Raw genomic sequence first — 21,869 nt, forward strand, 5'->3', positions numbered from 1 at the left:
AATGAAAATAGCCATAATCGGAACAGGCGGAGTCGGAGGATACTTCGGAGGAAAATTGGTGAAGGCGGGATATGACGTCACCTTCTTAGCCAGAGGAGAACACTTAAAGGCGCTGCAAACCGAGGGCCTAAAAGTAAAAAGCATTCAAGGCGACTTCGAGGTGCGCGACTTTCGAGCTATGGATCAGATTTCAGACATGGGAAGCCCCGACCTGACGATGGTTTGTGTAAAAGCCTGGCAGATCAAAGAAATTCGAGAGGATCTTAAAACGCTAGCAGACTCAGGCAGCATGATCTTGCCTTTGCAAAATGGCGTGATGGCTGCAGAAGAATTGATGGAGGCCATAGACAGAGCAAGCATTATTGGCGGACTCTGTCGGATCATCAGCATGATAGAGGCTCCGGGAGTAATCAATCATATCGGGGTCAACCCCACGATCATATTCGGGGAAATCGATGGGCGACAAACCCAACGAGTGAAGGACATTCAAGAGGTGTTGACAACCGCAGGAATTGAATCGAAACTAACCAATAACATTCAGGCCGAACTATGGAAAAAGTTCATGGTGATTTGCACCAGTGCCCTCCTCGGTATCACCAAAGCGACTTACGGTGAGATAAGGGAGCTGCCCGAAACCAGAAAGTTGATGATCGACTTGGTCACTGAAATCTACCACCTCTCACAAAAAATCGGAGTAAACATCGAACCCGATTTCGTGGAGAAAACCGTTTCGTTTATCGACACCTTTCCACACGATTCTACCTCGTCGCTTACGAGAGATGTCTGGGAGGGAAAACCATCGGAGATTGAATACCAGAATGGCACCGTGGTCAAACTAGGAGAAAAATACGGCGTTGATACTCCTATCAATCGTTTTGTTTACCAATGTGTTCTGCCGATGGAACTGAAGGCAAGGCACAAGAAGTAAAGTCCAGTGTGAATTGCTCATTGCGACACCTCTTTCAAAGGATCAGTAGTTTTTGAAAGTAAACCCGAAAGTCAAGAATCGGTCTTGTTGCTTTTGATCGGCCACAACAATACTCTCGTAGGTGTGGAGGTAGTTGACCTTGAAGTTGATGAATTTTGAAATGGGCATTTCAAGGCTTAGATCAGCTTGCCAGCGAAAATTATTGCTCTCTTCGAGTGATTGTTGGAAATAAGCTTCATAACCCGCGATGAGCTTCTTCTCGAATAAATAGTGCTTTCCATTGATCCAAAAGGTACCGCGCAACGTGTTGATCGATTCGCTTCCATTGTACTCTTCCAAATTAAACCGACTTCTGGAGAAGTTTGTGCTCTCGTATTCGCTGGATACCGAAAACTTTAGCATGTCCTCCTTATCCCTCAAAAGTTCATAGGTCACTCCAGCTCCAAGGATGGTTCTCAAATCTATTTTTCTTCGAAAGTTTGAGCTTATAATCCCAATAAGCAATGGAGACCATGTGGCGTCAGGAGTGAAGTACAAAAAGTTGAGACTAACGATGTCCAAATCTGCTTTGTCTCTGTCAAACTCCTGATACAAATAAGAGTTTCGGTTGTTGAACAGCCACTTGTTCCATGGTTTATAAGCTATATCTGACTTGGCTCTGAAAATGATAGTCTCCACATTTCCCGACTGGAAAATACCCGTGAGCGAAAGGCTGGCTTTCAATTTCAGCGAGTCTGTCTCGCTCGCAAGCGTATCGCTTTTGCTTGTTTGGGCTGACAGCCAAAAAGGGAAAAACAAAAGGCAATAAAAAAGCTTTTTCATGCTACTTCACTGAAAATATCTCGTCTTAAAGTGCTTGACAAGCTATACCCCGCTGGCTGCAAGTTTCAAAGATAGTTGCTTCGCTACTTGAACTGAATACAAGCGGGTTAAAGTCTGTACACAAAGGTTTTGTCGTATCACTTAGTCATCGTTCATCACATGCTCTTGCTGCGTAATACTCTCGTCGTGGACGCTTTGTAAATAGGCTTGGATAAAGTTCTCGCTCAAACCGTGGCTCTTGGCATATTCTCTTCCCTTTTCCAAGATCGCATTCCACCTTGTTTTCTGAAGAATGGTCAGGTTGTTTTCCTTTTTGAACTTACCAATGTCTCTGGCCACTTTCATTCTGTTGTCCAAAAGATTTAATAATTCATCGTCAATGTGATTGATCTTCTCACGCAGCATATCCAGCTCGGCGTGATCCGTCCCCTCATCAAATTGAGGCTCGCGCACCACGATGGCGTTGATCATGTCATTCAACGTTTCAGGCGTCACCTGCTGTGCCGCGTCGCTCCATGCATTGTCGGGATCGATGTGCGACTCGAGCATGAGTCCGTCGTAGTCCAGATCCATCGCCTTTTGGGAAATGTGGTACAGCAATTCTCTGCGTCCACCGATGTGACTCGGATCGCAGATCAGTGGCAAGTCGGGCATCTCGTTGCGGTAAGCTATGGCCAATTGCCACTGCGGACGGTTGCGGTAATGCGTCTCGCCGAGGTTGGAAAATCCACGGTGAATGGCTCCAACGCGCTTCAATCCCGATTGGATCAAACGCTCGGTAGAGCCAATCCACAGCGCCAGGTCGGCATTGATCGGATTCTTGATCAAAACGGGAATATCAACTCCCCGAAGTGCTTCAGCGATTTCCTGAACGGTAAAAGGATTGACGGTAGATCGCGCTCCGATCCACAGCATGTCGATATCGTGCTTCAGCGCCAGCTCCACGTGGGCGGCATTGGCCACCTCGATGGTTACGGGAAGTCCCGTTTCGGCCTTCACTCGCTGCATCCACGGCAGTCCGATCTCCCCTACTCCTTCGAAGGAACCGGGTCGCGTTCTGGGCTTCCAAATCCCCGCGCGGATGTAGTCCACCTTTCCCGTGGCGGCCAGCCTTTTGGCGGTTTCCAATGTCTGCTCTTCCGTCTCAGCGCTGCAGGGGCCGCTGATGAGTATCGGCCCGCGCCCCGTGGAAATCCACGATTGCAATTTTGTAGTTGTCTTTGTCCCTTCCATACGTTCTCAATTAATCTATGTCAGTTGTATTTTGTTCGTTTCTATCGCCGCCAATACGCGCCGATGTGCTTCTTTAAATAGCTCTAGATCTCCGCACAAAGAGATTCTCAAATGCTTGGTTCCGTTTTCGCCAAAGATCATCCCCGGGGTGATGAATACTTTGGCTTGAGCCAAAACTTCTTCCGAATAGGCCTCAGCCGAAGCTTTAAAGGAAGGGATTTCTGCCCAGACGAATAAGCCCGCCGTGTCTGCCTCGTATTCGCAGCCCAGCAAAACCATTATTTTCTGCGCCCATTCCTTTCGCTTGGCGTATTCCTCGTTTAGCGCAGCAAACCAGTCTTCGCCCTGCTGTAAGGCGATCACCGCAGCTTCTTGCACGGCTTTAAACATGCCCGAGTCCATATTGCTCTTAAACTTCAACACGGCGTTGATGTATTCGGCATTGCCGGCAAGGCAGCCCACTCGCCAACCCGCCATATTGTAACACTTGCTCAGGGAGCTTAGTTCCAAGGCGTGTTTCATCGCTCCTTCCACTTCGAGGATGCTCAGCGGCTTCTCGTTCAGGATGAAGGCATATGGATTGTCGTGGCAGATCAGTATGTCGTGCGCTTTCGCGAAAGCGATCAAATCCGCAAAGAAATCGAGATCGGCTTGCGCTCCCGTGGGCATATTGGGATAATTGATCCACATGATCTTCACGGCACTCAGGTCGCGCCGGGCCAATGCCTTCAGGTCGGGGCGCCAGTTCAAGTCTTGTTCGAGCGGATAGTAAACCGATTCGGCTCCTGCCAATTTCGTGGCCGAGGCGTAAGCGGGATAACCCGGATCGGGCACCAATGCCTGATCGCCGGGGCCCAGGAAGGTCATGGCGATGTGCATGATTCCCTCTTTGGAACCGATCAGCGGAAGGATCTCCGTCTCGGGATTCACCTTTGCACGAAAGTGCTCGCGGTACCAATCGGCAAAGGCCACGCGCAAGGCGGGCAGCGAGCGGTACGACTGATACATATTGGCTTCGGGCTCGTGCACGGCTTCCTTCAATCGCTCGATCACGGCGGCGGGAGGCAGCATATCGGGACTCCCGATTCCCAAGTTGATGACTTGGTCGCCCGCCTCGTTCATTCGGCGAATCTGAGCGAGCTTATCGGCAAAGTAGTAGGTGCCGATTCCATCCAAACGTTTGGCTGTTTCAATCATCGATCTCGGCTTTTTTATAAGTTCCCAAAACTTCCAGCGACTCGGTGCATTCCTTCAAATCGTCCATGCAGGCTTCAAATTCGCCCAAGTTGTCAAATTCCAAATCGAGGTGGAAGTAGTAGCGGTTCAGCTCTCCCAATACGGGGTACGACTGCAGCTTGCTCAGGTTGATGTCGTGGCGGCTTATGGCCTCCAGCACCTTGAGCAGTTTCCCGCGGCCGTCCACCACCGTGAGGTAGATCGAGGCTTTATTGACCTGCACGGGCGGCACGGGTTTCCCCTTGGCTTGCACGATAAAGAAGCGGGTATAATTGACTTTCGACGTCTCGATACCCTCGGCCAGTATTTCCAGACCGTAGAGTTCTGCAGCTCGCCTTCCGGCAATGGCGGCAATGCCCGTAGTCCGGTTCTCGGCGATGCGTTTGGCGCTCAAAGCCGTATCCTCCGATTCGACCATCTTCATGGGCTTGTCGCGGAGGTACACCAGGCATTGGTTCAAAGCCATGGGGTGGGAAACCACTTCCTTGATCTGCTCCATGTTTTGCCCGGGCAAAGCCATAAGGTTGTGCCTGATGCGCAGGTACACCTCTCCCACTATCCTGAAACCGTGCTCGCGCAAGATGCGGTAATTCTGCAACAGACTGCCCGCAATGGAGTTTTCGATGGCCATAATGGCGATGTGGTCGCTCGGGTGCTTGTCCAACTGAGCGGCAAGAATCGGGAAAGACTCGGCGGGAACGAACGCATGTCCGTTTTGGCCAAAGTACTTCAGCGCCGCCTCCTCGTGGAAGCAACCCAACTCTCCTTGTATGATGATTTTATCTCGCATAAAAAAAGAGTCCCTGTTTGTAAGGACTCCCGTATTTTTAATCAGTTGAATGATTCAAATAGCAGCCCCGTTCTATTGACTAAAATAGAAGCAGAAACGGCTATAAAAATTCGTTGGTTTACTCATGTTTTGTTTTGACAAGTGGATAAATGTAAATGATCCAAAAGGGATAACCAAGACTTTATCTGCAGAATTAATGAAGTAAGTGTCAAAAAGACGCAACGGGGTATTGATTTGTGGAAAATCACTTAAATCGGATAGAGACCACTTTGACCAACTCATTCTTTGGCTAACTTCATGGAAGTAAAAACAGAAATGGCTAACTTGCAACAGAGGTGAGACCTTATCCGAGACTCATAGAACCAAAGAACATTTGTTATTCTCAAGCACTAATTCCTCTGATACAATTTCGACCAATGCAGACAAGACTTATTTCTACCTTTTTGGCGTGGGTCATTGCTATAGCGGGGTTTTCGCAAAACTTGGTGCCGAATGGTAGCTTTGAGGAGGGCACTAACTGTCCTTCCTTTATCGGGAATTTCGATGAAGAATGTCTGGATTGGTACAGCAGCATTCAGTATACTGATGGGTCAATCAATCCTACTCCTGAATGGTACTTCAACTGCGGAGATGCAGAAAATCTTATGCCACCCAACGTGGCTTTTGGGTTTCAAGAACCGCTTGATGGTGAGGGTTATGCTGGAGTAATTATACTTTTAGACCAATTTGGAGTGGAAGAGTCTTACAGAGAACCTATCGGAGTGCAACTAATCGAGCCTCTTGTTACAGGAAATAATTATTTAGTGGAATTTAGCATTGTTCGTTTGTATTCCCAAGCTACCACTCTTGCAGCGAATAACTTTGGATTCAAGTTTACCAATGTGCCTGTATTCAGCCATGATTCTTTGTTAATAGACAATACGGCCACTTTCAAGATTGATACAATTGTGTCGGACACTACCAATTGGTTAACTATAAGCACGGAGATCGTCGCCGATTCTAATTATTCATTTGTGCACTTTGGTAATTTCTTCGACAATGCGAATACCGAGTTTATTGCAAATACTGATATCGGCATTTACGCTTATCTAGCATTAGATGCGGTAAGTATCACTGAAGTTCTTTCAACAAACGATGCTCGAGGTGCCAGTCTATCAGTTTACCCCAACCCCGCTTCCCAATATGTAAGTCTCGAATCCGCGGCAAATGAGATAAGAACTGTAAAGATACTCTCGCTGTTGGGAGAAGTGGTCTTTGAGCAAAGCTATGTGGGCCAAAAAGAATTGTCCATTGACGTTTCAGGTTTTGCTAAAGGTCTCTATCTGGTGAAAGTTCATGTTAGCCGGAATGAGTTTTCTACAACAGAACTCTTTATACGATGAAACACTTTATAAAATACATAGTGTACTTTTTGTCTTTTCTATCCTTTAGTGAAGTTTCAGGGCAATCTACAACTGATAATAATGTCCCTGTTGCGGGCAAATATCTTGGCTACAACGGCCCGGGAGACCTAGACTTGCGCACCAATAACATCAACCGCATGCGGCTAATGAAAACGGGAAACACAACAATAAGCGGATAAAATGTTTACACAGGCGGTCATCTCGGTCTCAGCTTAACCCCTGACTTTTTCGGGACCGGACCTACAGGAAAAACGCCTTTTTCACTGCTGCAATTGAGTGGTTTTCAAAACAGCCCAATCACCGGAGCGCAGAAGACTTGAATACTGGATAGAACGGAAATCTATCTCTGTGCCAGGCATTACCTAAGACGCATGCGAGATTTCTTTAAAACGAAATTGACTAATTTCAGACTGAATTAGCGTTTGCATGGGCACCAACGTATTCCACAAACTTTACGTTTCTTAGCCGTAGCGATTGGTTTGACACAAAAGAGAATAATGACCAAAGAATTAATCATAGACATAATAGAGTGGGATATAGAAAATTGGTCAAAAGCAATTGATTTTTGGACAGAAAAAATTGATCTAAAAACCACTAAACTCACTTGTCTTGAATTAGGAGGAAGAAGAGGAGGACTTTCTCTTTGGCTCGCTATTAATCACAATGAAGTTATTTGTTCCGACTTAAATTCACCACAAGAGCACGCTTCAGAATTACATGAAAAATATTCCTGCTCAGAGTATATTGAATATCGAAGCATTGATGCAACTGATATTCCATTTGATAACGCGTTTGATATTGTCGTATTCAAATCAATTTTAGGAGGAGTAAGCAGAAATGGAAAAGACGAATTAAAGAAGCAAACTATAGATGAGATTTATAAAAGCCTCAAACCAAATGGAAAATTACTGTTTGCAGAGAATCTTGAAGCATCATTCCTACATATGTACATTCGAAAAAGATTTGTCAAATGGGGAAGCAGGTGGAATTACCTAAAATACAATGAAATTGACGAGGTGTTCGATTCATTTGATTCTATCCAATACGAAACGGTTGGTTTTCTCGCAGCATTTGGAAGAACAGAAAAGCAGCGAAATTTATTAAGCAAAATTGATCATATAATTAATCCATTTATACCAAAAAGACATAAGTATATAGTTTTTGGGATAGCTGAAAAAAGTGCTGAAGCTGCCCCTCTGGATCTCTGAACCTAACACTCAGCCGTGCAAGAATTTCTGCCTGCATGACTTCTGCCCCCTCCAACACCAGCAGCAATCTTCCCATTTTTTTCATTAACCGAAAGAATCTCAATCCAAGCCACCGCCTTTTCAGCATAAGTTATCTCAAAATCAACACAAATCGTGGCCAAACTTAGCTAAGTTACAGCTACTCTTATATTGAGATTTGCTATTCAAACTTATCAGAATCCTATTCGAGTATATATCCACAAATTTCCGTCGGCATAAATCATTCTCGGCTGGTCCTCGAACAGGAAATTTGAACTAATTTTAGCTCAAGCTTCACCTACGTTATGAGAAGGAAAAACGTCCATTTTAATGTTGAGCCTTTTGGGCATAAGATGAAGGCAATAAACCATCGCTATATTCTGCTTTTTAGTTATTCGCTCTTCTTTCTCTTATTATCCTGTGGAAACACAGAGAGTGATGAAATAGAAAAAGCCGATAAGGCCTCTTCAAAAGACGAAAAAGGAAATACAAATTTCTTGGAGGATTATGAAGCTATCGGCGCAAATGGAACTGTGAATGCCATAATTGAAATTCCCTCAGGAACGGTCGAAAAGTGGGAGTTGAATAAGACCAATGGACAAATTGAACCTGAGCATGTCAATAATGCCCTAAGAATTATCAATTACTTAGGGTATCCCGGCAATTATGGGATGGTTCCGAAAACCATACTCTCAAAAGAACTGGGTGGGGACGGCGACCCTCTCGATATTATAGTGCTTGGACCGCCCGTAGATAGAGGTGGCATAATTGAATGCAAGGTTATAGGTATTCTATACTTGATGGACAACCAAGAACAAGATGATAAGCTGGTTGCCGTGTCTCCAAATTCAATGCTGTATGAAGTTGATGATGTCAGCGAGCTTGAGGCAAAATACAACGGAATTTCAGAGATTTTAGAGATCTGGTTTACCAATTATAAAGGACCGGGAAAAATAACATCAAATGGATTTGGCAATAAAATCAGTGCTCTAGAAGTGCTGGCGGCCGCCATCAAACAATATGAGTTAAGCGATGCAGCTACAATACCAAAATAGGTTCAAGAAAAAGAGTGTAAATTTAGAATTATGAGAATGTTCAATATGAAACGATCTCCATTTGTTCTACTACTCGTCCTAGTTGGCCTGTCTGCTCAAGCTCAAAATGATTTTGAGCCCTACTCATTCTTTGTGGCGGGGCATGTCTATGGAGCGGTAGGGGCTAATAATATTGGGGTTCACCCACCGTTTAAGGCAAAGTTTCCCTACGTACAAAGCAGGTCTGAAATAGAATTTGGTGTTTTCGCCGGAGATATTGTACCTAGTACTCCTGTAGCCCAAGATTGGGAAGAGATTGACGCGGACGTCGAGGACCTAGGCATACCAGTGCATTTTGTCGCCGGTAATCACGAAGTGCGGAATCTACCCTTGTTTGAAGCTCGGTACGGCGATACATATTTTGACTTTACATACAACAACGATTTGTTTATCATTCTGGACGCCAACATAGATGGATGGAGCATCGCAGGTGACCAACTGGAATATTTGAAAAATGTAATTAATGGTAAATGTGCCTCCATTGAAAAAGTCTTTGTTTTTTTTCATCAAATCCTCTGGAGAGATGATGATCAATTTAACCACATAAGCCCTAACTCATATGAGGGGAGAGTTGCTCCTGTGAACTTTTGGACAACTGTGATTCCAATTTTTGACTCCATAACAAATGATGTCTACATATTTGCAGGCGACCTTGGAGCCAGTTGGTCTTCAGTAGTTTCTTACGACCGCTACAACAATATTACATTCATTGCCAGTGGCATGGGAGGGCAAGATGGAGATAATTTCGTTGTGGTAAATATTGATTCAGATAAGACTGTTAGTTACGATTTGATTTGTTTAAATGACCAAGATCTATTTTGCTTGGGAGAGCTCAACGATTACTTGACTGTCGACATCACAACCTCTACAGAATCCGAAGAGCAAACCGGCACCAATTTTATTTATCCGAATCCTTCCGACCAATTTATCAATGTTTCAACCAATCAAGCGAGCATCCTTCAACTATACGACATGAAGGGAGCACTAATTCTTGAAGAAAACTGTAATGAATACTCAAATCAACCGATAAACATCTCTCAGCTGCAAAATGGGCTTTACACCGCCAAGCTTAGCAGCGAATCAGAAACCAGGGTCCAAAAGCTTATTATCCAATAGCCACCCTCTAAGGCCCCTTATAATTGTTGTTGAAAATTCGATTCTATATCTTCAGGCTCATTGACTGGACGCTGAAGCTTACTTCAAGTGAAAATCAATAGAAGATTTCATACACATCTTTCGCCGTCCCTTCTATTTTTCTTTCCTCTAAATACACCGAAGAACCTCTCTCAATCAGAAATTTAGTTTCGCAATTCTTTATGGATAAACCTTTTGTTCTCAGCGTAGCGCCGCCATACTCAGGCTTCTTTTGCAAAGCAACCAGTCCATAATTGGAATTGATAATTTCTACATCTTTAAGGTTTACCTGAGATAAATCCTTTGAAGCAACACCAATGTTGCAATTCTCTACGGTGCAATTGGTCACATTCAATGTTGACTGCTCTCCCCCACTTATTCCCTTATCGTTCGCATTTAGGATGTAACAGTTTGCTATGTCGATTTGGCTCGTGCTAAAATCAATGGCGTCATTCCCGATTTTGTCAAAGGTGGAATTCAGTAGTTGTCCTGTGCAAAAATCAGAATCAAATGCATCGGAGTAAATGCCATAAAAGAATGAACTATCAACTAAAAATGTCGACCGAATTATGTTCAGTGCGTCCTCACAATGATTATCCTCAAAGGTGGTGTGACTGAAGGTGACATCCGATTCATAAAAATTCACGGCACCGGTTAATCCCCATCCTTTGTAGCTTAAGGTGCTCAAATTACTGAAGGTGGTATGGGATACATAGGATTCTCCATGGGCTTGAAGTACATTAAATCCATTGGCTGAGGAATCGGAAGATTGAATCAAGATTCGCTCTTGTCCGGTACCATTGGCAATAATTCTGGAGTGAGAAACGATACAGGCTGAATCTATCATATTCAAATGAACACCGGCTTCGAACAGAACAACTTTACCCTCGGGGATGAGTATCTTATTTCGCAGAACATAGTCCCCTTTCTTCAGAATCAAAGAATCACCATTCTCAATGAACAGTTGATTTGGATTTGAGCTAGAGTCACTTTTCAATTTCTGATAAGGAGATTTCAGCGTATTCTTCTTCCATAGAGATAATTCGGCTGTGTACTCTTCATCTGAGTCAAGAGCTTTCAGCACAGCATATTTTGCCGTTGTGAAGTAAGGCATCGAAAGCATTGTATCAACCAATTGGCCGCTATAATTATCTAAAATCAAATCGTCAAAGCTGTACAACTCTCGTTTCTGCTCATTCAATATTGCCATAAACTGAACCGGTCTCGCATTGTAATTCTCAACCAAGAGGGAAGCTTCATTTGCATTGGCTTTGGAGTAATATAAATTCACGAAATAAGGAACGAGTGATTTTGTCAAAGCCGTATTGAAAGGATAAGTTGGTTCTTTAAATTCAATATCTGTGAAATATCCATTTGTTCTTTTCTCTCTTAGCTTAGCTATTTGCGCTTTTAAATCCAATGCATTGCTCTGCAAAAAGTCTTCAGGTAAGTTATAATGCGAAAACTCCATATTTATCAGATCGGCGTGTTCATTGAGTTCATCGTCTCGTTGAACCAGAAATTCTTGAATAAACTCAGGATCAGTATACTCTTCCAAATAATTCAAGTACAGCTCAAGTAATTTTTCCGAACCAAAAAAGGAATGGATCATATTTTCATACTTCAGGTAAGTACTGTTTTTGTCAAATACTAAAGCCGACAAAGTAGCGCTACCGTCTTCATACTCTTCCGTATAATTGTCAAAATTTATTGGTTCAAGTTTGCACAAAACGGGATTGTAATAAAACCTCATATTGTGCCAAATAAACCCGTGTTTGCCATCTACGAGATCCATTAATGCCAGGTATTTGGCCAGTTTATCAAGATCAAACAAATCGTCAATTGAACTCTCTCTGTTTCTGAATTGATTGAGGAGACTTTGCGCGATAAGGAATTGGCCATACATTATCGTATCAGACAGCACTTTGTTCGTTCCAAACGGGGTGATTCTGCTCGTCTCGAACACAGGCATGTATGGGTACTCCACCCTGTCAGTCCCTACCGTTAATGCATTAACTCTCCAAAACGGATCTTCATCAAACCTAATAATTGGTCCTTCCCTTCTCAGGTTAAATTCAATCAATTGCTTGGCGAAATGTTCCTCAATTGCATAAAGGCCAAAGTTTTCCGTATTGAGATAAAGTGGAGTAAATGAATATCTGGTCGTCAGGATACCTTGATCTGTAAACAACTCATGTGCAAGGTATTCGTGTAAAAAATTTCGGCTAGCAGGAGTTTGGACTGAGAATGATCGCATGCGGCCAAACGTCCTATCTTCTCGTGTTTTCACCCGGAAAGACCATTTTCTGCCTTGCATATGATCCAACCAATCACCTTTCAAGCGAGCTTCTATGGGTATTACTATTTTCTCATCTGATAAAACCCCCTTAGACCAGCGGTCGCGGCTAAAATGAACACCTTCTCTAAAAGCTTCTTCTCTCTCACTCTCAAAGAACGCCAACTCCTCTTCTGAGAAATAGAGATGTAAACCGGATTGACCCCTGAATTCAGGGTATTCTTTTCGACGAAAGGATTCTATAACCAGATCATCAAAATATCCTTCGTTTGACGGAGCACGCGCATAGATAGAGATAGCCTCCACCGCCGGCGGAAGTTCAAATTCTATTTCCAGTTTTTCCCATCCGTTCTCTCCCTTTTCTACCACTATCGGTTTTTCGAGATAGATTATACCCTTGGGTTCGCCGTCTATGACCAGTTTAGACGTTTTGTTTGGGTCTTTGCGCCAAATAGAAACTTTGAAATATTGATCTGTTTCTGCGTTTTCGATACGCGTGGTAAAGGCAAAAGAATTCTCTTTATCAATGCGCAAAGATGTGGGAGCACTGTGAAATTCTTTATCCGTCTTTTCACCACCCAAGGTGGTTGCTATTCTTCCATTGAATCCCGTATTCACCTGCTCTTCCTCGTCAGAATTGCATTCAATTCTGTAGCTGTCCTTGGTGTCATTGGTAGTGTTCTCCGCGCATGAAACGCAGAAAAACATGACAATGATTATACTCTTAAGAAGTAGTGGCTTCATTATTCCGTTAGCCGAATAATTCATGTCGATCTAAACAGCCAAATGAGGGTGAAAGATTTCAATACCCCTGACATACTTAGAAAACTTATTCAAACGCACCGGTAACTGTGATGTGATCATCGAAACATTTTCGGCTTGTCGCTCATCGTATTTTAGTTCAACAATGATAGTGTTCTTCTCCTCGGCAAATTTCTTGAAATTATTGTTCTTCGACTTAAAATTATAAAACCTCAAAGCAATATCTACTGTAATTCGATACTTACTATCAAATGATTTGTAGTACTCACGTTCGTAGCTATTTAATAGAGTCGGAACTAACCTTTTAACCTGATTCAATACATCCTCAGGTAAGTCTGAGTTTTGGAACGAGGTTATTAAATCTTGTTTGGTAGTGGCAGAATTAAGCTCAAAAGGTAGGAGTTTGTACGACTTTTTTTTTCCGACCAACGCACGTTTGGTCTTGAATTCTAAAATCGGATTCTCAATTTTGCCAAAAGTATCTCCATACCACCTTATTCTAACCTTGGTTCTTGCGCTTTTACCAAAGTGGTTGTCATAGTAATTGTTAAGGTTGGGTGAGTCAAAATAAACGTTGTTGATACGTCTTGCTTGGAATACCTTGCGAAATCCGACTGGATTGACCTTGATCATCTGCCTGACGAATTGAACGGATTGGTTTTCAACTACAAACTTCCTTTCAAATCTTGCATTCTCTAAAACCGTGTATTCATCGCTATTCCGCACGATTAATAGCTTTTATTGTCTAGAAAGGAAAGGTTGCTGTTGGGATAAGTGCCCCGCAGTTCGTTTCTAAACTTTTCTAAATCTTCCGATTTCTTGGCTTCCACTACAAAAGACATTTCTACAGACTCATTCTGCTCATCAAATCGCTTCAATTGGTGCTTTTTAAAATGCGCTTTAAGAAGTGCAGTCACTTTATCCAATGAAATACCATCTTTCACATCGGAATCTATGTTTAAAAATATGCTATTGATAGACTCTTTCTTTTTTACGAGATGTCTTCCCCAGAGAATTGCCATAAAGACGGCGAAGGCGATCAAAACGATAGTAACTTGATTTGCACCTAAGCCCAGACCTATTGCAATAGCAAAGAACAGAAATGAGAGTTCTTCAGGCTCCTTTATGGCAGCTCTGAATCTGACAATGGAGAGTGCTCCTACCAAGCCCAATGATAGAGCGAGTGATGATTTAACAATCGTTATGATGAGCATTGTAGTAAATGCCAGCACCATGAAGTTAGATGAGAAATCTTTTTTATTCGATAGGCTCTTAGCGACTTTTTGGTATGTCCATCCCAACAACCCACACAATATGACGACCAATACAGAATTGATCAAAAAATCCTCAATTGAGATGTTCTCATTCTCGACTATCAAGAACTTCTGAAATAGATTCCACTTATCCTCCATAAGAATCGTTTAAAAAGGGCCACAAGATAGGCATTGCGTTAAGAAAGAATAAACCCAATGTGAAATTCCTTGATACATCAGCAAGTGCAGACTGACTCGATAAGGATGTGATTGCGTTTTTGATAAATAGAAACGCCAGGTCTAGAGTGCACTGAGTATATTGTCTTGCTCAAATAGTTCCTTTGTTTCGCCCAAACCTTCCGCCTCCATCACATCTCACACACAGTCGAGTGCACCTTAACAGTCCTGAGCTTCTCCCATATGTCATGTTCAAAGGGCAAGGGTGAAAATCGAAAAAGCAGAATAAGCTGATCTTTTTCTCCACAGTAATCCGAATAGATTCTGGCATGAAGAGTTAATGGTTCTTGAGTGACAAATCCATCGAAGATAGTTAGTTCACCGGTAAATGCCACGCTGTCCTTTAGGTCGGTGTTGGGTAGAAATTGTGCTTTGGTCTTTGTCAGCTTAGACTGATCCGTCCGACTCAAGCCACCAATCAATCCGTCAAAGTACAATTTCAGGTTGCCTTCCAATTCCTCGGCTGTAGTAGCTTGTTTGTCTTCCAATGCCCACACAAATACATACGACCAAAAGTCTATGCTATCGGGCTTGATCCAGTTTACAGGAAATACCACTTCTTCTACTCCCCTGTATGGAATCTCTTCGGCAAAATGCAGCGGAAAATGAAAGAACTCTTTTCCCCAATCAGTCACCAACAATCCCATCCCCTTCAGGATGGTAATCTGATCTACTGCGTGGTAATTCTTTGGGTCCAGTTTCACGGACATTTCGTAATTCACAATAGCGAGCGAGTCCTCACCTGCAGCCATATATCCCTCTCCCAAGCTGTCATACGGATTAGCCGAATCGGGAAACTCTGTTACGAGCAATTTAAAAATCTCAATAGCCGACCCGATTTTTCCTTCTGCAAGGAAATCATACCCCAACCGATTCAGCTCCTGCTCGTTTTCAAAATTGTAGTCGTTTGGCGCATCGTGCTTCAATTGGTAATAAAGACCGATAAGCTCCTCCACCGAGAGGTGACTGTTTTGTTGCAGTTTCACGTAGACCGATCGCTTTTCTTGATGAGCGATATAAACTTTATCCTTGTCGGTTTGCCTTGGCTGGAGGGCACTTGCATTGGAGCAGCCAAAAACTGCAAAGGCCAACACAGCGGTAAACCCTGCGAACCTGATCTTTTCACGAATCATAATTTCATTTGCTTTGACCTGAAGATACGCGCCTCAGCAAGGCGTCCTGTGAATGAATGTAAAAGATTGTAAAAGCATGCTAAACGTTCGTTAGCGTTTATTTTTCCAACTGTCCATCGAAATATATCACGGGCAGTTTGAGTTTTACTACTACCACATTTCACCTGGTAGCTCATGTGATTTTCTGAGCTCTACTAATAAAGAGAATCCAGAGAAACTCTCTTCGCAATTATTTAAAAAACCCTTCGTTGATTTAAACAATAGTTTACAACTTAGCGCACCAAACTGTCCTAGCATGTCACCAAAAGTAAAGTCGACCTTTTTCAAACTATCCGAATACTACTTTATCATCATGGCCATCTTAGCCGGTTACACACCGCCATTGGAGCTCAATCCCATTTTCATGTGGATAGCCTTGATCATTTTGGTTCAACTCATCTTTCGAAACCGGATAATGGGACTTGTATTGGGCAGCATTTTCTTTGTAGTCAATTTACTCTTTCTGGGCGCATTGATTTCTGAGTTTCGAGAATTTGCTCAGTTTACCGACGATGCACAGCGACTGATTCTTGTCGGCATGTCAATCTGGATTGGAAATGTGATTTTTAGCATAGCAATGATTTTCCATTACGCCAAGAAAGAGAATCGTAGTAATCCATTACCTGCGTAACCAGAATCTCGATACACGCCTATATTGCTCAGCGCTCATCTCCTACACCTCTGAAATTATTGCATTCTGAGAAAGCCGAGGTGAATCTCTATCTATGTGATCATTAGACCCACACTTTTTCTCATCATCATTGCCATGCTTCTAAAAAAAAACCTATTTTCGACCTGACATGTCACTGAACACAAGAAATACAGCCACCTCAAATACCTCTTACGGAGTAACGGGGCCGTGTGCAAGGCTTATTACCATTATCCAGTTCACCCTCACCCTTCGGGGTTCTATCTAAACTTCGGACATTCCGCATGTCAATCCAAAACCATAGAAATCTGCATTTCTATTTCACAAGGCTATTTATAACACAAAACCTATCGCAATGATTGTGATGAAATTCGGAGGTACCAGCGTTTCCTCCAAACAGAACCTCGAACATATAGAATCAATACTACTTAATAAAGACGACAATTACATCATCGTTGTTTCCGCCTTCTCGCAAGTCACCAACAAACTAGAGAATCTTGCCCGACAGGCCTTGAATGAAGATGTTTCTGATCTTCTGGAAGAGATCAGGAGAGTTCATTTTGAGCTAATCGGTCTACTGTTTACAGCTCAATATCAAACCGAATTGCACATGAAAGTTCAGCAAAAATGCACTGAACTAGAAGCCATTTGCAAAGGGATTAACATCCTGAAAGAGCTTTCTCCAAGAACTCTTGCCAATGTGTCGAGTTTCGGAGAACAACTTTCAGCCGTCATTCTCCACAAATACCTGGAAAGCAGTGGAAGCGAAATAAACCTTTTGGATAGTAGCAAGCTCATCAGGGCCGAAGGAGATTACCTCAATGCCACGGTAGATTTGACCAAAACCACCAAGGCAATATCTGAAAAGGTAACCGACAAAAACTACATTGCAGGAGGGTTTATCGCCTCCAATAAGGACGGCGAAATTGTGACACTCGGCCGAGGCGGATCTGACTATTCGGCTTCCATTTATGCCCATGCGGTGGATGCCAAGTACCTGGAGATCTGGAGCGATGTAAGCGGAATGCACAGCGCCAATCCCAAAATCGTTGGTAACACTGTTTCTATAAAGAAGATCAGCTACGAAGAAGCGTTTGAAATGGCCTACTTCGGCGCTAAGGTATTGTACCCGTCCTCCATCCTACCCTTGATCAAAAAGGACATTCCGCTCTACTTGAAAAACACCCTCTCGCCAGAGGATGAAGGGACATTTATCAGCAATGAAAATAAGTCGGTCGAGCATAAAATCCACGGACTATCTTCTTTGGATCATATTGCTATGATCACCATTTCGGGTATCGGCTTAGCCAAAAAGAAAGGTAGCGCAAGAAGGGTTTTTCAAGCTTTGGAAGAAGTGCAAGTGAACATTGTCTTGATCACCCAAAGTTGCTCAGAACAAAGCATCGGGATGGGCATCGATCAAAAGAACATGGAGAAGGCCGAAGCGGCTATTAATCAAGAATTCAGTTACGAGATTGAAAAAGGATTGATCAATCCGGTCAGTAGCCAAACCGACAAATGTATTATCGCCCTGATCGGCGATAATATGCGTCACAAAGTCGGACTTTGTGGAAAAGTATTCGGTGCCATCGGCGAGAACGGCATCAACATCACGGCCATTGCCCAAGGTGCTTCCGAAAGAAACATTTCCATCGTGATCGATCGAAAAGACGAAGCAAAAGCCCTGAACGTGATTCACGAAAAGTTCTTCAGCAATGTGGTGAAAGACGTTCACCTCTTCATCGCGGGAGTAGGAAATGTGGGGAGCGAGTTTTTGAAGATCATCGCTGACCAGAAAGAAACACTCATCGAAGAATACGGCATTAATCTCAAGGTCGTTGGCGTGGCCAATAGCACCAGAATGCTCCTGATCGATGGAGATGAATTGAATCATGAAGACATATTAAGCATAAAAGAAAAAGGAAAGGAATACGGCACCCTGTCCAATTACCTCGACGAAATTATTGCCTTGAATTTGCGGAACAGTATTTTCATAGACAATACGGCCTCGGAAGTGGTGAGCAGTGGGTACGCGCAACTATTGGAGAATAGCATCTCAGTGGTGACGTGTAACAAAATCGCGTGTAGTAGCGAGTATGAATTGTATGCCCGATTGAAAAGTTTGGCCAAAGAACACAATTGCTCTTTCAAGTATGAAACCTCTGTAGGTGCTGCCCTCCCGATTATAAAAACTATTCACGACCTAAATATCAGTGGAGACAAAATTCACAAAATTGAAGCAGTGATTTCAGGGAGCTTAAACTTCATCTTCAACGAGTACAATGGCGAAAATAAATTTGCCGACGTGGTACTCAAGGCAAAAGAAGATGGCTACACTGAGCCCAACCCCCTGATTGACTTGAGTGGATTGGATGTAATGCGAAAGATCCTAATTCTGTCGAGAGAATCAGGATTAAACCGCGAATTATCAGACATTACTTTTAATGATTTTTTACCCAAAGAATGCTCCGACTCTGCAGATGTCCCAAGCTTCTTTAATAATTTGGAAAAGCACGAAGCACATTTCAAGGAGTTATATTCCAAAGCAACTTCCAATGAAAACAAATTGAAGGTCTTGGCTACGCTGGAAAATGGAAAGCTATCCGTTGCCTTGAATGAAATATCTTCTGACAGTCCTTTTTATAACTTAGAAGGAAAAGACAATGTGGTAGCCATCAATACCAATCGATATGCAGTAGAACCACTGGTGATTAAAGGAGCCGGTGCAGGAGCCAACATAACGGCGAGCGGCGTCTTTTCTGATTTAATGCAAATCATCAATAATTGAGCATGAAAAGTATAACCGCCTTCGCCCCCGCCACACTTGCCAACTTCAATGTGGGCTATGATATTCTGGGACTTTCTTTGAATAACATTGGCGATGAAGTAGAGCTGACCTTTAACAATACGGGGACAAATAAAATCATCGAAATCATCAACGGTGACGGCCTTCCTTATGAGGTCGAAAAAAATTGCTGTTCAGTTGTGATCCGAAAAATGCAGGAAGCACAAAACGACTTTCGCGGAGTTGATATTCGACTGAAGAAAGGATTTGCCGCAGGGAGCGGACTGGGCTCGAGTAGCGCCAGCAGCGCTGCAGCCGCCTATGGTTACAACCACCTGATTGACTCACCCTATACCAGTAAAGAATTGGTAGCTTTCGCTGCCGAGGGGGAAAGAGTGGCTTGTGGTACTGATCACGTTGACAATGTGGCTCCATCTCTCCTGGGAGGCATCATCTTGGCCAAGGGAAAGAATCCCGACGACCTGATCAAACTTCCTTTGATCGACAATCTTTATATCGTCACACTCTATCCCAACATTACCGTAAATACAGCTGATTCCCGAAAGCTCTTGGAAGACCAAGTTCCTCTAGACACGTATATCAAACAAGTGGCGTATATGGGAACATTTGTGGCAGGTCTTTATGAAAAAAACCTTCGTTTGGTTGCGGACTCTCTGCGCGATTTGGTCGTAGAACCCGCACGAAGTTTTCTCATTCCGCACTTTAAAGAAATGAAATCTATGGCTATGACCAATGACGCTATGTCTTTTGGTATTTCGGGATCAGGTCCGTCCATATTTGCACTTGCCGAAGGCGAAGAAAATGCCAAGCGCATTGAAGCGGCTCTGTTAAAAATATACGAAGATGGAAACATCGCAACTCAAACCTTTATCAACGCGTTGGTCGAAAACAGCGGCGCACGAATTCTAAACCCGAAGCCATGAAGTACATCAGCACTAGAAAAAATGAGGAGAAGGCCTCATTCGAAGAGGCGGTCATCAACGGGCTCAGCCAAAACGGCGGTTTGTATTTTCCGGAAAGCATTCCTCAGCTTCCCGTTTCTTTTTTTGATCAAATTGAAAATCACGAAGACCACGAAATTGCTTTCCGAGTTCTTAAACCATTTGTGGAAGAATCCCTAACGGATGAACAACTCAGGCAAGTCATTGCGACCACTATTACCTTTCCAACTCCCGTCGTTGAGGTAGAAAAGGACATCTACTCACTGGAACTGTTTCATGGACCCACACAGGCCTTCAAGGATGTCGGCGCTCGATTTATGTCGCGCTGCTTGTCGCATTTTTACAAGGATAAAAAAGAAGACGTCACCATTCTCGTGGCTACTTCCGGGGATACGGGAAGTGCAGTCGCTCATGGTTTTTTTGATCTGCCGGGCGTTGCCGTAACCATACTTTTCCCGAAAGGAAAAGTGAGTCCTTACCAAGAGTTTCAAATGACGAGCTTGGGAAAAAATATCCTTGTCGCCGAAGTAGAAGGGACTTTCGATGATTGCCAAAAACTGGTCAAAGAGGCTTTCAACGATAAGGAATTACGAAAGGAAATGACACTGAGCAGTGCCAACTCCATCAATATCGCACGCTTGCTTCCGCAAATGCTGTATTACTTTTTTGCCTACAAGCAGCTCAAGTCAAAGCTCGGCGATAAAAGACTCGTGGTATCCGTTCCTTCGGGAAACTTAGGTAATCTTACGGCGGGCTTATTGGCCAAAAAGATCGGGTTGCCCATCGATCAGTTCATTTCAGCGCACAATGCCAACGATACTTTTTACCAATACCTCTCCACAGGTGAATTTGTAAAGAAAGCTTCCGTGCTCACTTATTCTAACGCTATGGACGTGGGCAATCCGAGCAATTTTGAACGGATAGAGCACCTCTACAAAGGCAACATCACTCGAATGAAAGCCGATGTCAGTGCCAATCGATTCAGCGATTCTTCCACCGTTGAAGAAGTGGAGAAGTGCTATCGAGAAACCGAGTATATTTTAGATCCACACGGCGCAGTTGGGAAATTGGCCTTATCCGAGCAACTCCATGAAAATGAGATCGGGGTGTTTTTGGAAACGGCTCATCCACAAAAGTTCTCGAAGATCATCGTCAAAGCCATTCCCGACTATCGATCTGAGAAAGTGAACCTGGAAGGCTGCAGCAAAGTCAGTATGAAAAATGACTACTCCGATTTGAGAAAGCTTTTGATGAAGCGGAATTGAAGAAGTCGAACATCTCGATTCCTATTTGAATAGGGAGAATTCGATCTTGAATCTACCTCATTACCCAAAGTGTTCAATTCCATTCGAACCTCACAATCATCACCATCAATTCAAAACCAATGCCAAACCTCAATTTGAATAGACTGTGATCAAGCGATTCTTCAAATGGACATTCAGACTTATATTGGGATTAATTCTGCTGATTGTAGTAGCATATGGAGGTTTTCATCTGGCAGAATACGCCACGGGCGGGAAGTACCTCGACTATCTTATGGCAAATAGTGAGAGCGTGACTACCGAATCAAGTTTCACCTTCGAACTAATGGGTACCGATATCGAGAATAGTAAACTCATCCTTGTCGGAGAGATTCACGGATTTAAAACTCCACAACAGTTCGATCTCAACTTCTTTAAATACTTACATAGCGATCATGGCGTAAGCACTTATATAGCCGAGCTCGTCTTTGTTCAGGCTGAACTTATGAACGGATATATGGAGTCGGGAAGCGAAGATGAACTCTACCGATTTCTCGAAAACTGGGCTGTGGTTCAGGGGCAGAGAAACATAGACTATTACGATAAGTACCGGAAGCTTTAGGAGTACTACCAGTCGCTCCCTCCT

19 protein-coding genes are annotated in these 21,869 nt (G+C 43.4%); 11 read left to right on the plus strand and 8 right to left on the minus strand.

The window, feature by feature from the left end:
• Window position 1 precedes the first annotated feature (1 nt).
• The gene (locus O3Q51_09460; GenBank protein MCZ4409035.1) at window positions 2–928 is read left to right on the plus strand and encodes a 2-dehydropantoate 2-reductase; all 927 of its coding nucleotides are present in this window, start codon (window positions 2–4) and stop codon (window positions 926–928) included.
• A gap of 42 nt (window positions 929–970) precedes the next feature.
• Here the strand turns inward: O3Q51_09460 and O3Q51_09465 are convergent, their stop codons facing one another.
• The 4 genes from O3Q51_09465 to O3Q51_09480 form a co-directional block, all read right to left on the minus strand.
• Window positions 971–1,750: a DUF481 domain-containing protein gene (locus O3Q51_09465; GenBank protein ID MCZ4409036.1), complete on the minus strand. Its 780-nt coding sequence runs from the start codon at window positions 1,748–1,750 to the stop codon at window positions 971–973.
• A 141-nt stretch (window positions 1,751–1,891) separates the two neighbouring features.
• Window positions 1,892–2,983 carry a chorismate mutase gene (locus O3Q51_09470; GenBank protein MCZ4409037.1) on the minus strand — a complete coding sequence of 364 codons (1,092 nt, stop codon included), beginning with the start codon at window positions 2,981–2,983 and terminating at the stop codon, window positions 1,892–1,894.
• 15 nt (window positions 2,984–2,998) lie between these two features.
• Window positions 2,999–4,180, minus strand: coding sequence for an aminotransferase class I/II-fold pyridoxal phosphate-dependent enzyme (locus tag O3Q51_09475; GenBank protein ID MCZ4409038.1), 1,182 nt, complete (start codon window positions 4,178–4,180; stop codon window positions 2,999–3,001).
• Complete coding sequence (locus O3Q51_09480) at window positions 4,173–5,009, minus strand: prephenate dehydratase (GenBank protein ID MCZ4409039.1); 837 nt, start codon at window positions 5,007–5,009, stop codon at window positions 4,173–4,175. The genes O3Q51_09475 and O3Q51_09480 overlap by 8 nt, the downstream gene beginning before the upstream one ends.
• Before the next feature lie 416 nt (window positions 5,010–5,425).
• On the opposite strand from O3Q51_09480, the gene O3Q51_09485 reads away from it, so the two are divergent.
• From O3Q51_09485 to O3Q51_09505, 5 genes are all read left to right on the plus strand, one after another.
• Window positions 5,426–6,391 carry a T9SS type A sorting domain-containing protein gene (locus O3Q51_09485; protein MCZ4409040.1) on the plus strand — a complete coding sequence of 322 codons (966 nt, stop codon included), beginning with the start codon at window positions 5,426–5,428 and terminating at the stop codon, window positions 6,389–6,391.
• Window positions 6,388–6,591 carry a hypothetical protein gene (locus tag O3Q51_09490; protein ID MCZ4409041.1) on the plus strand — a complete coding sequence of 68 codons (204 nt, stop codon included), beginning with the start codon at window positions 6,388–6,390 and terminating at the stop codon, window positions 6,589–6,591. The genes O3Q51_09485 and O3Q51_09490 overlap by 4 nt, the downstream gene beginning before the upstream one ends.
• Before the next feature lie 318 nt (window positions 6,592–6,909).
• Complete coding sequence (locus O3Q51_09495) at window positions 6,910–7,620, plus strand: class I SAM-dependent methyltransferase (GenBank protein ID MCZ4409042.1); 711 nt, start codon at window positions 6,910–6,912, stop codon at window positions 7,618–7,620.
• 323 nt (window positions 7,621–7,943) lie between these two features.
• Entirely contained in the window at window positions 7,944–8,693 is a 750-nt protein-coding gene (locus O3Q51_09500; GenBank protein ID MCZ4409043.1) for an inorganic diphosphatase, read from the plus strand.
• Window positions 8,694–8,723: 30 nt separating this feature from the next.
• Window positions 8,724–9,848, plus strand: coding sequence for a T9SS type A sorting domain-containing protein (locus tag O3Q51_09505; GenBank protein ID MCZ4409044.1), 1,125 nt, complete (start codon window positions 8,724–8,726; stop codon window positions 9,846–9,848).
• Between the two features lie 94 nt (window positions 9,849–9,942).
• Here O3Q51_09505 and O3Q51_09510 read toward each other — a convergent pair whose 3' ends face one another.
• From O3Q51_09510 to O3Q51_09525, 4 genes are all read right to left on the minus strand, one after another.
• A complete protein-coding gene (locus tag O3Q51_09510) occupies window positions 9,943–12,906 on the minus strand; it encodes a CotH kinase family protein (protein ID MCZ4409045.1) in 2,964 nt (987 codons plus the stop codon).
• A gap of 30 nt (window positions 12,907–12,936) precedes the next feature.
• Window positions 12,937–13,650: a polyphosphate polymerase domain-containing protein gene (locus O3Q51_09515; GenBank protein ID MCZ4409046.1), complete on the minus strand. Its 714-nt coding sequence runs from the start codon at window positions 13,648–13,650 to the stop codon at window positions 12,937–12,939.
• Between the two features lie 2 nt (window positions 13,651–13,652).
• Window positions 13,653–14,336: a DUF4956 domain-containing protein gene (locus tag O3Q51_09520; GenBank protein ID MCZ4409047.1), complete on the minus strand. Its 684-nt coding sequence runs from the start codon at window positions 14,334–14,336 to the stop codon at window positions 13,653–13,655.
• A 209-nt stretch (window positions 14,337–14,545) separates the two neighbouring features.
• On the minus strand, window positions 14,546–15,547 hold the full coding sequence (locus tag O3Q51_09525; protein MCZ4409048.1) for a hypothetical protein: 1,002 nt from the start codon (window positions 15,545–15,547) through the stop codon (window positions 14,546–14,548).
• 295 nt (window positions 15,548–15,842) lie between these two features.
• Here O3Q51_09525 and O3Q51_09530 point away from each other — a divergent pair, with 295 nt between their 5' ends.
• From O3Q51_09530 to O3Q51_09550, 5 genes are all read left to right on the plus strand, one after another.
• The gene (locus O3Q51_09530) at window positions 15,843–16,217 is read left to right on the plus strand and encodes a hypothetical protein (protein MCZ4409049.1); all 375 of its coding nucleotides are present in this window, start codon (window positions 15,843–15,845) and stop codon (window positions 16,215–16,217) included.
• 373 nt (window positions 16,218–16,590) lie between these two features.
• Window positions 16,591–19,023 carry a bifunctional aspartate kinase/homoserine dehydrogenase I gene (gene thrA / locus O3Q51_09535; GenBank protein MCZ4409050.1) on the plus strand — a complete coding sequence of 811 codons (2,433 nt, stop codon included), beginning with the start codon at window positions 16,591–16,593 and terminating at the stop codon, window positions 19,021–19,023.
• A gap of 2 nt (window positions 19,024–19,025) precedes the next feature.
• Window positions 19,026–19,964 (plus strand): homoserine kinase, encoded by a 939-nt coding sequence (locus O3Q51_09540; protein ID MCZ4409051.1) that lies wholly within the window; start codon window positions 19,026–19,028, stop codon window positions 19,962–19,964.
• A complete protein-coding gene (thrC, locus tag O3Q51_09545) occupies window positions 19,961–21,247 on the plus strand; it encodes a threonine synthase (protein ID MCZ4409052.1) in 1,287 nt (428 codons plus the stop codon). Before O3Q51_09540 ends, thrC begins: the two co-directional genes overlap by 4 nt.
• A 145-nt stretch (window positions 21,248–21,392) precedes the next feature.
• Window positions 21,393–21,845, plus strand: a complete 453-nt coding sequence (locus tag O3Q51_09550; GenBank protein MCZ4409053.1) for a hypothetical protein — start codon at window positions 21,393–21,395, stop codon at window positions 21,843–21,845.
• Window positions 21,846–21,869: the final 24 nt, after the last annotated feature.

The sequence above is a fragment of the Cryomorphaceae bacterium 1068 genome (assembly GCA_027214385.1).
Taxonomy (GTDB): Bacteria; Bacteroidota; Bacteroidia; order Flavobacteriales_D; family Cryomorphaceae; genus JAKVAV01.

Coding starts and splice junctions, on each gene's coding strand:
- O3Q51_09460 (MCZ4409035.1), top strand. CDS start 2: ATGAAAATAGCCATAATCGGAACAGGCGGAGTCGGAGGATACTTCGGA.
- O3Q51_09465 (MCZ4409036.1), bottom strand. CDS start 1,750: ATGAAAAAGCTTTTTTATTGCCTTTTGTTTTTCCCTTTTTGGCTGTCA.
- O3Q51_09470 (MCZ4409037.1), bottom strand. CDS start 2,983: ATGGAAGGGACAAAGACAACTACAAAATTGCAATCGTGGATTTCCACG.
- O3Q51_09475 (MCZ4409038.1), bottom strand. CDS start 4,180: ATGATTGAAACAGCCAAACGTTTGGATGGAATCGGCACCTACTACTTT.
- O3Q51_09480 (MCZ4409039.1), bottom strand. CDS start 5,009: ATGCGAGATAAAATCATCATACAAGGAGAGTTGGGTTGCTTCCACGAG.
- O3Q51_09485 (MCZ4409040.1), top strand. CDS start 5,426: ATGCAGACAAGACTTATTTCTACCTTTTTGGCGTGGGTCATTGCTATA.
- O3Q51_09490 (MCZ4409041.1), top strand. CDS start 6,388: ATGAAACACTTTATAAAATACATAGTGTACTTTTTGTCTTTTCTATCC.
- O3Q51_09495 (MCZ4409042.1), top strand. CDS start 6,910: ATGACCAAAGAATTAATCATAGACATAATAGAGTGGGATATAGAAAAT.
- O3Q51_09500 (MCZ4409043.1), top strand. CDS start 7,944: ATGAGAAGGAAAAACGTCCATTTTAATGTTGAGCCTTTTGGGCATAAG.
- O3Q51_09505 (MCZ4409044.1), top strand. CDS start 8,724: ATGAGAATGTTCAATATGAAACGATCTCCATTTGTTCTACTACTCGTC.
- O3Q51_09510 (MCZ4409045.1), bottom strand. CDS start 12,906: ATGAAGCCACTACTTCTTAAGAGTATAATCATTGTCATGTTTTTCTGC.
- O3Q51_09520 (MCZ4409047.1), bottom strand. CDS start 14,336: ATGGAGGATAAGTGGAATCTATTTCAGAAGTTCTTGATAGTCGAGAAT.
- O3Q51_09525 (MCZ4409048.1), bottom strand. CDS start 15,547: ATGATTCGTGAAAAGATCAGGTTCGCAGGGTTTACCGCTGTGTTGGCC.
- O3Q51_09530 (MCZ4409049.1), top strand. CDS start 15,843: ATGTCACCAAAAGTAAAGTCGACCTTTTTCAAACTATCCGAATACTAC.
- thrA (MCZ4409050.1), top strand. CDS start 16,591: ATGATTGTGATGAAATTCGGAGGTACCAGCGTTTCCTCCAAACAGAAC.
- O3Q51_09540 (MCZ4409051.1), top strand. CDS start 19,026: ATGAAAAGTATAACCGCCTTCGCCCCCGCCACACTTGCCAACTTCAAT.
- thrC (MCZ4409052.1), top strand. CDS start 19,961: ATGAAGTACATCAGCACTAGAAAAAATGAGGAGAAGGCCTCATTCGAA.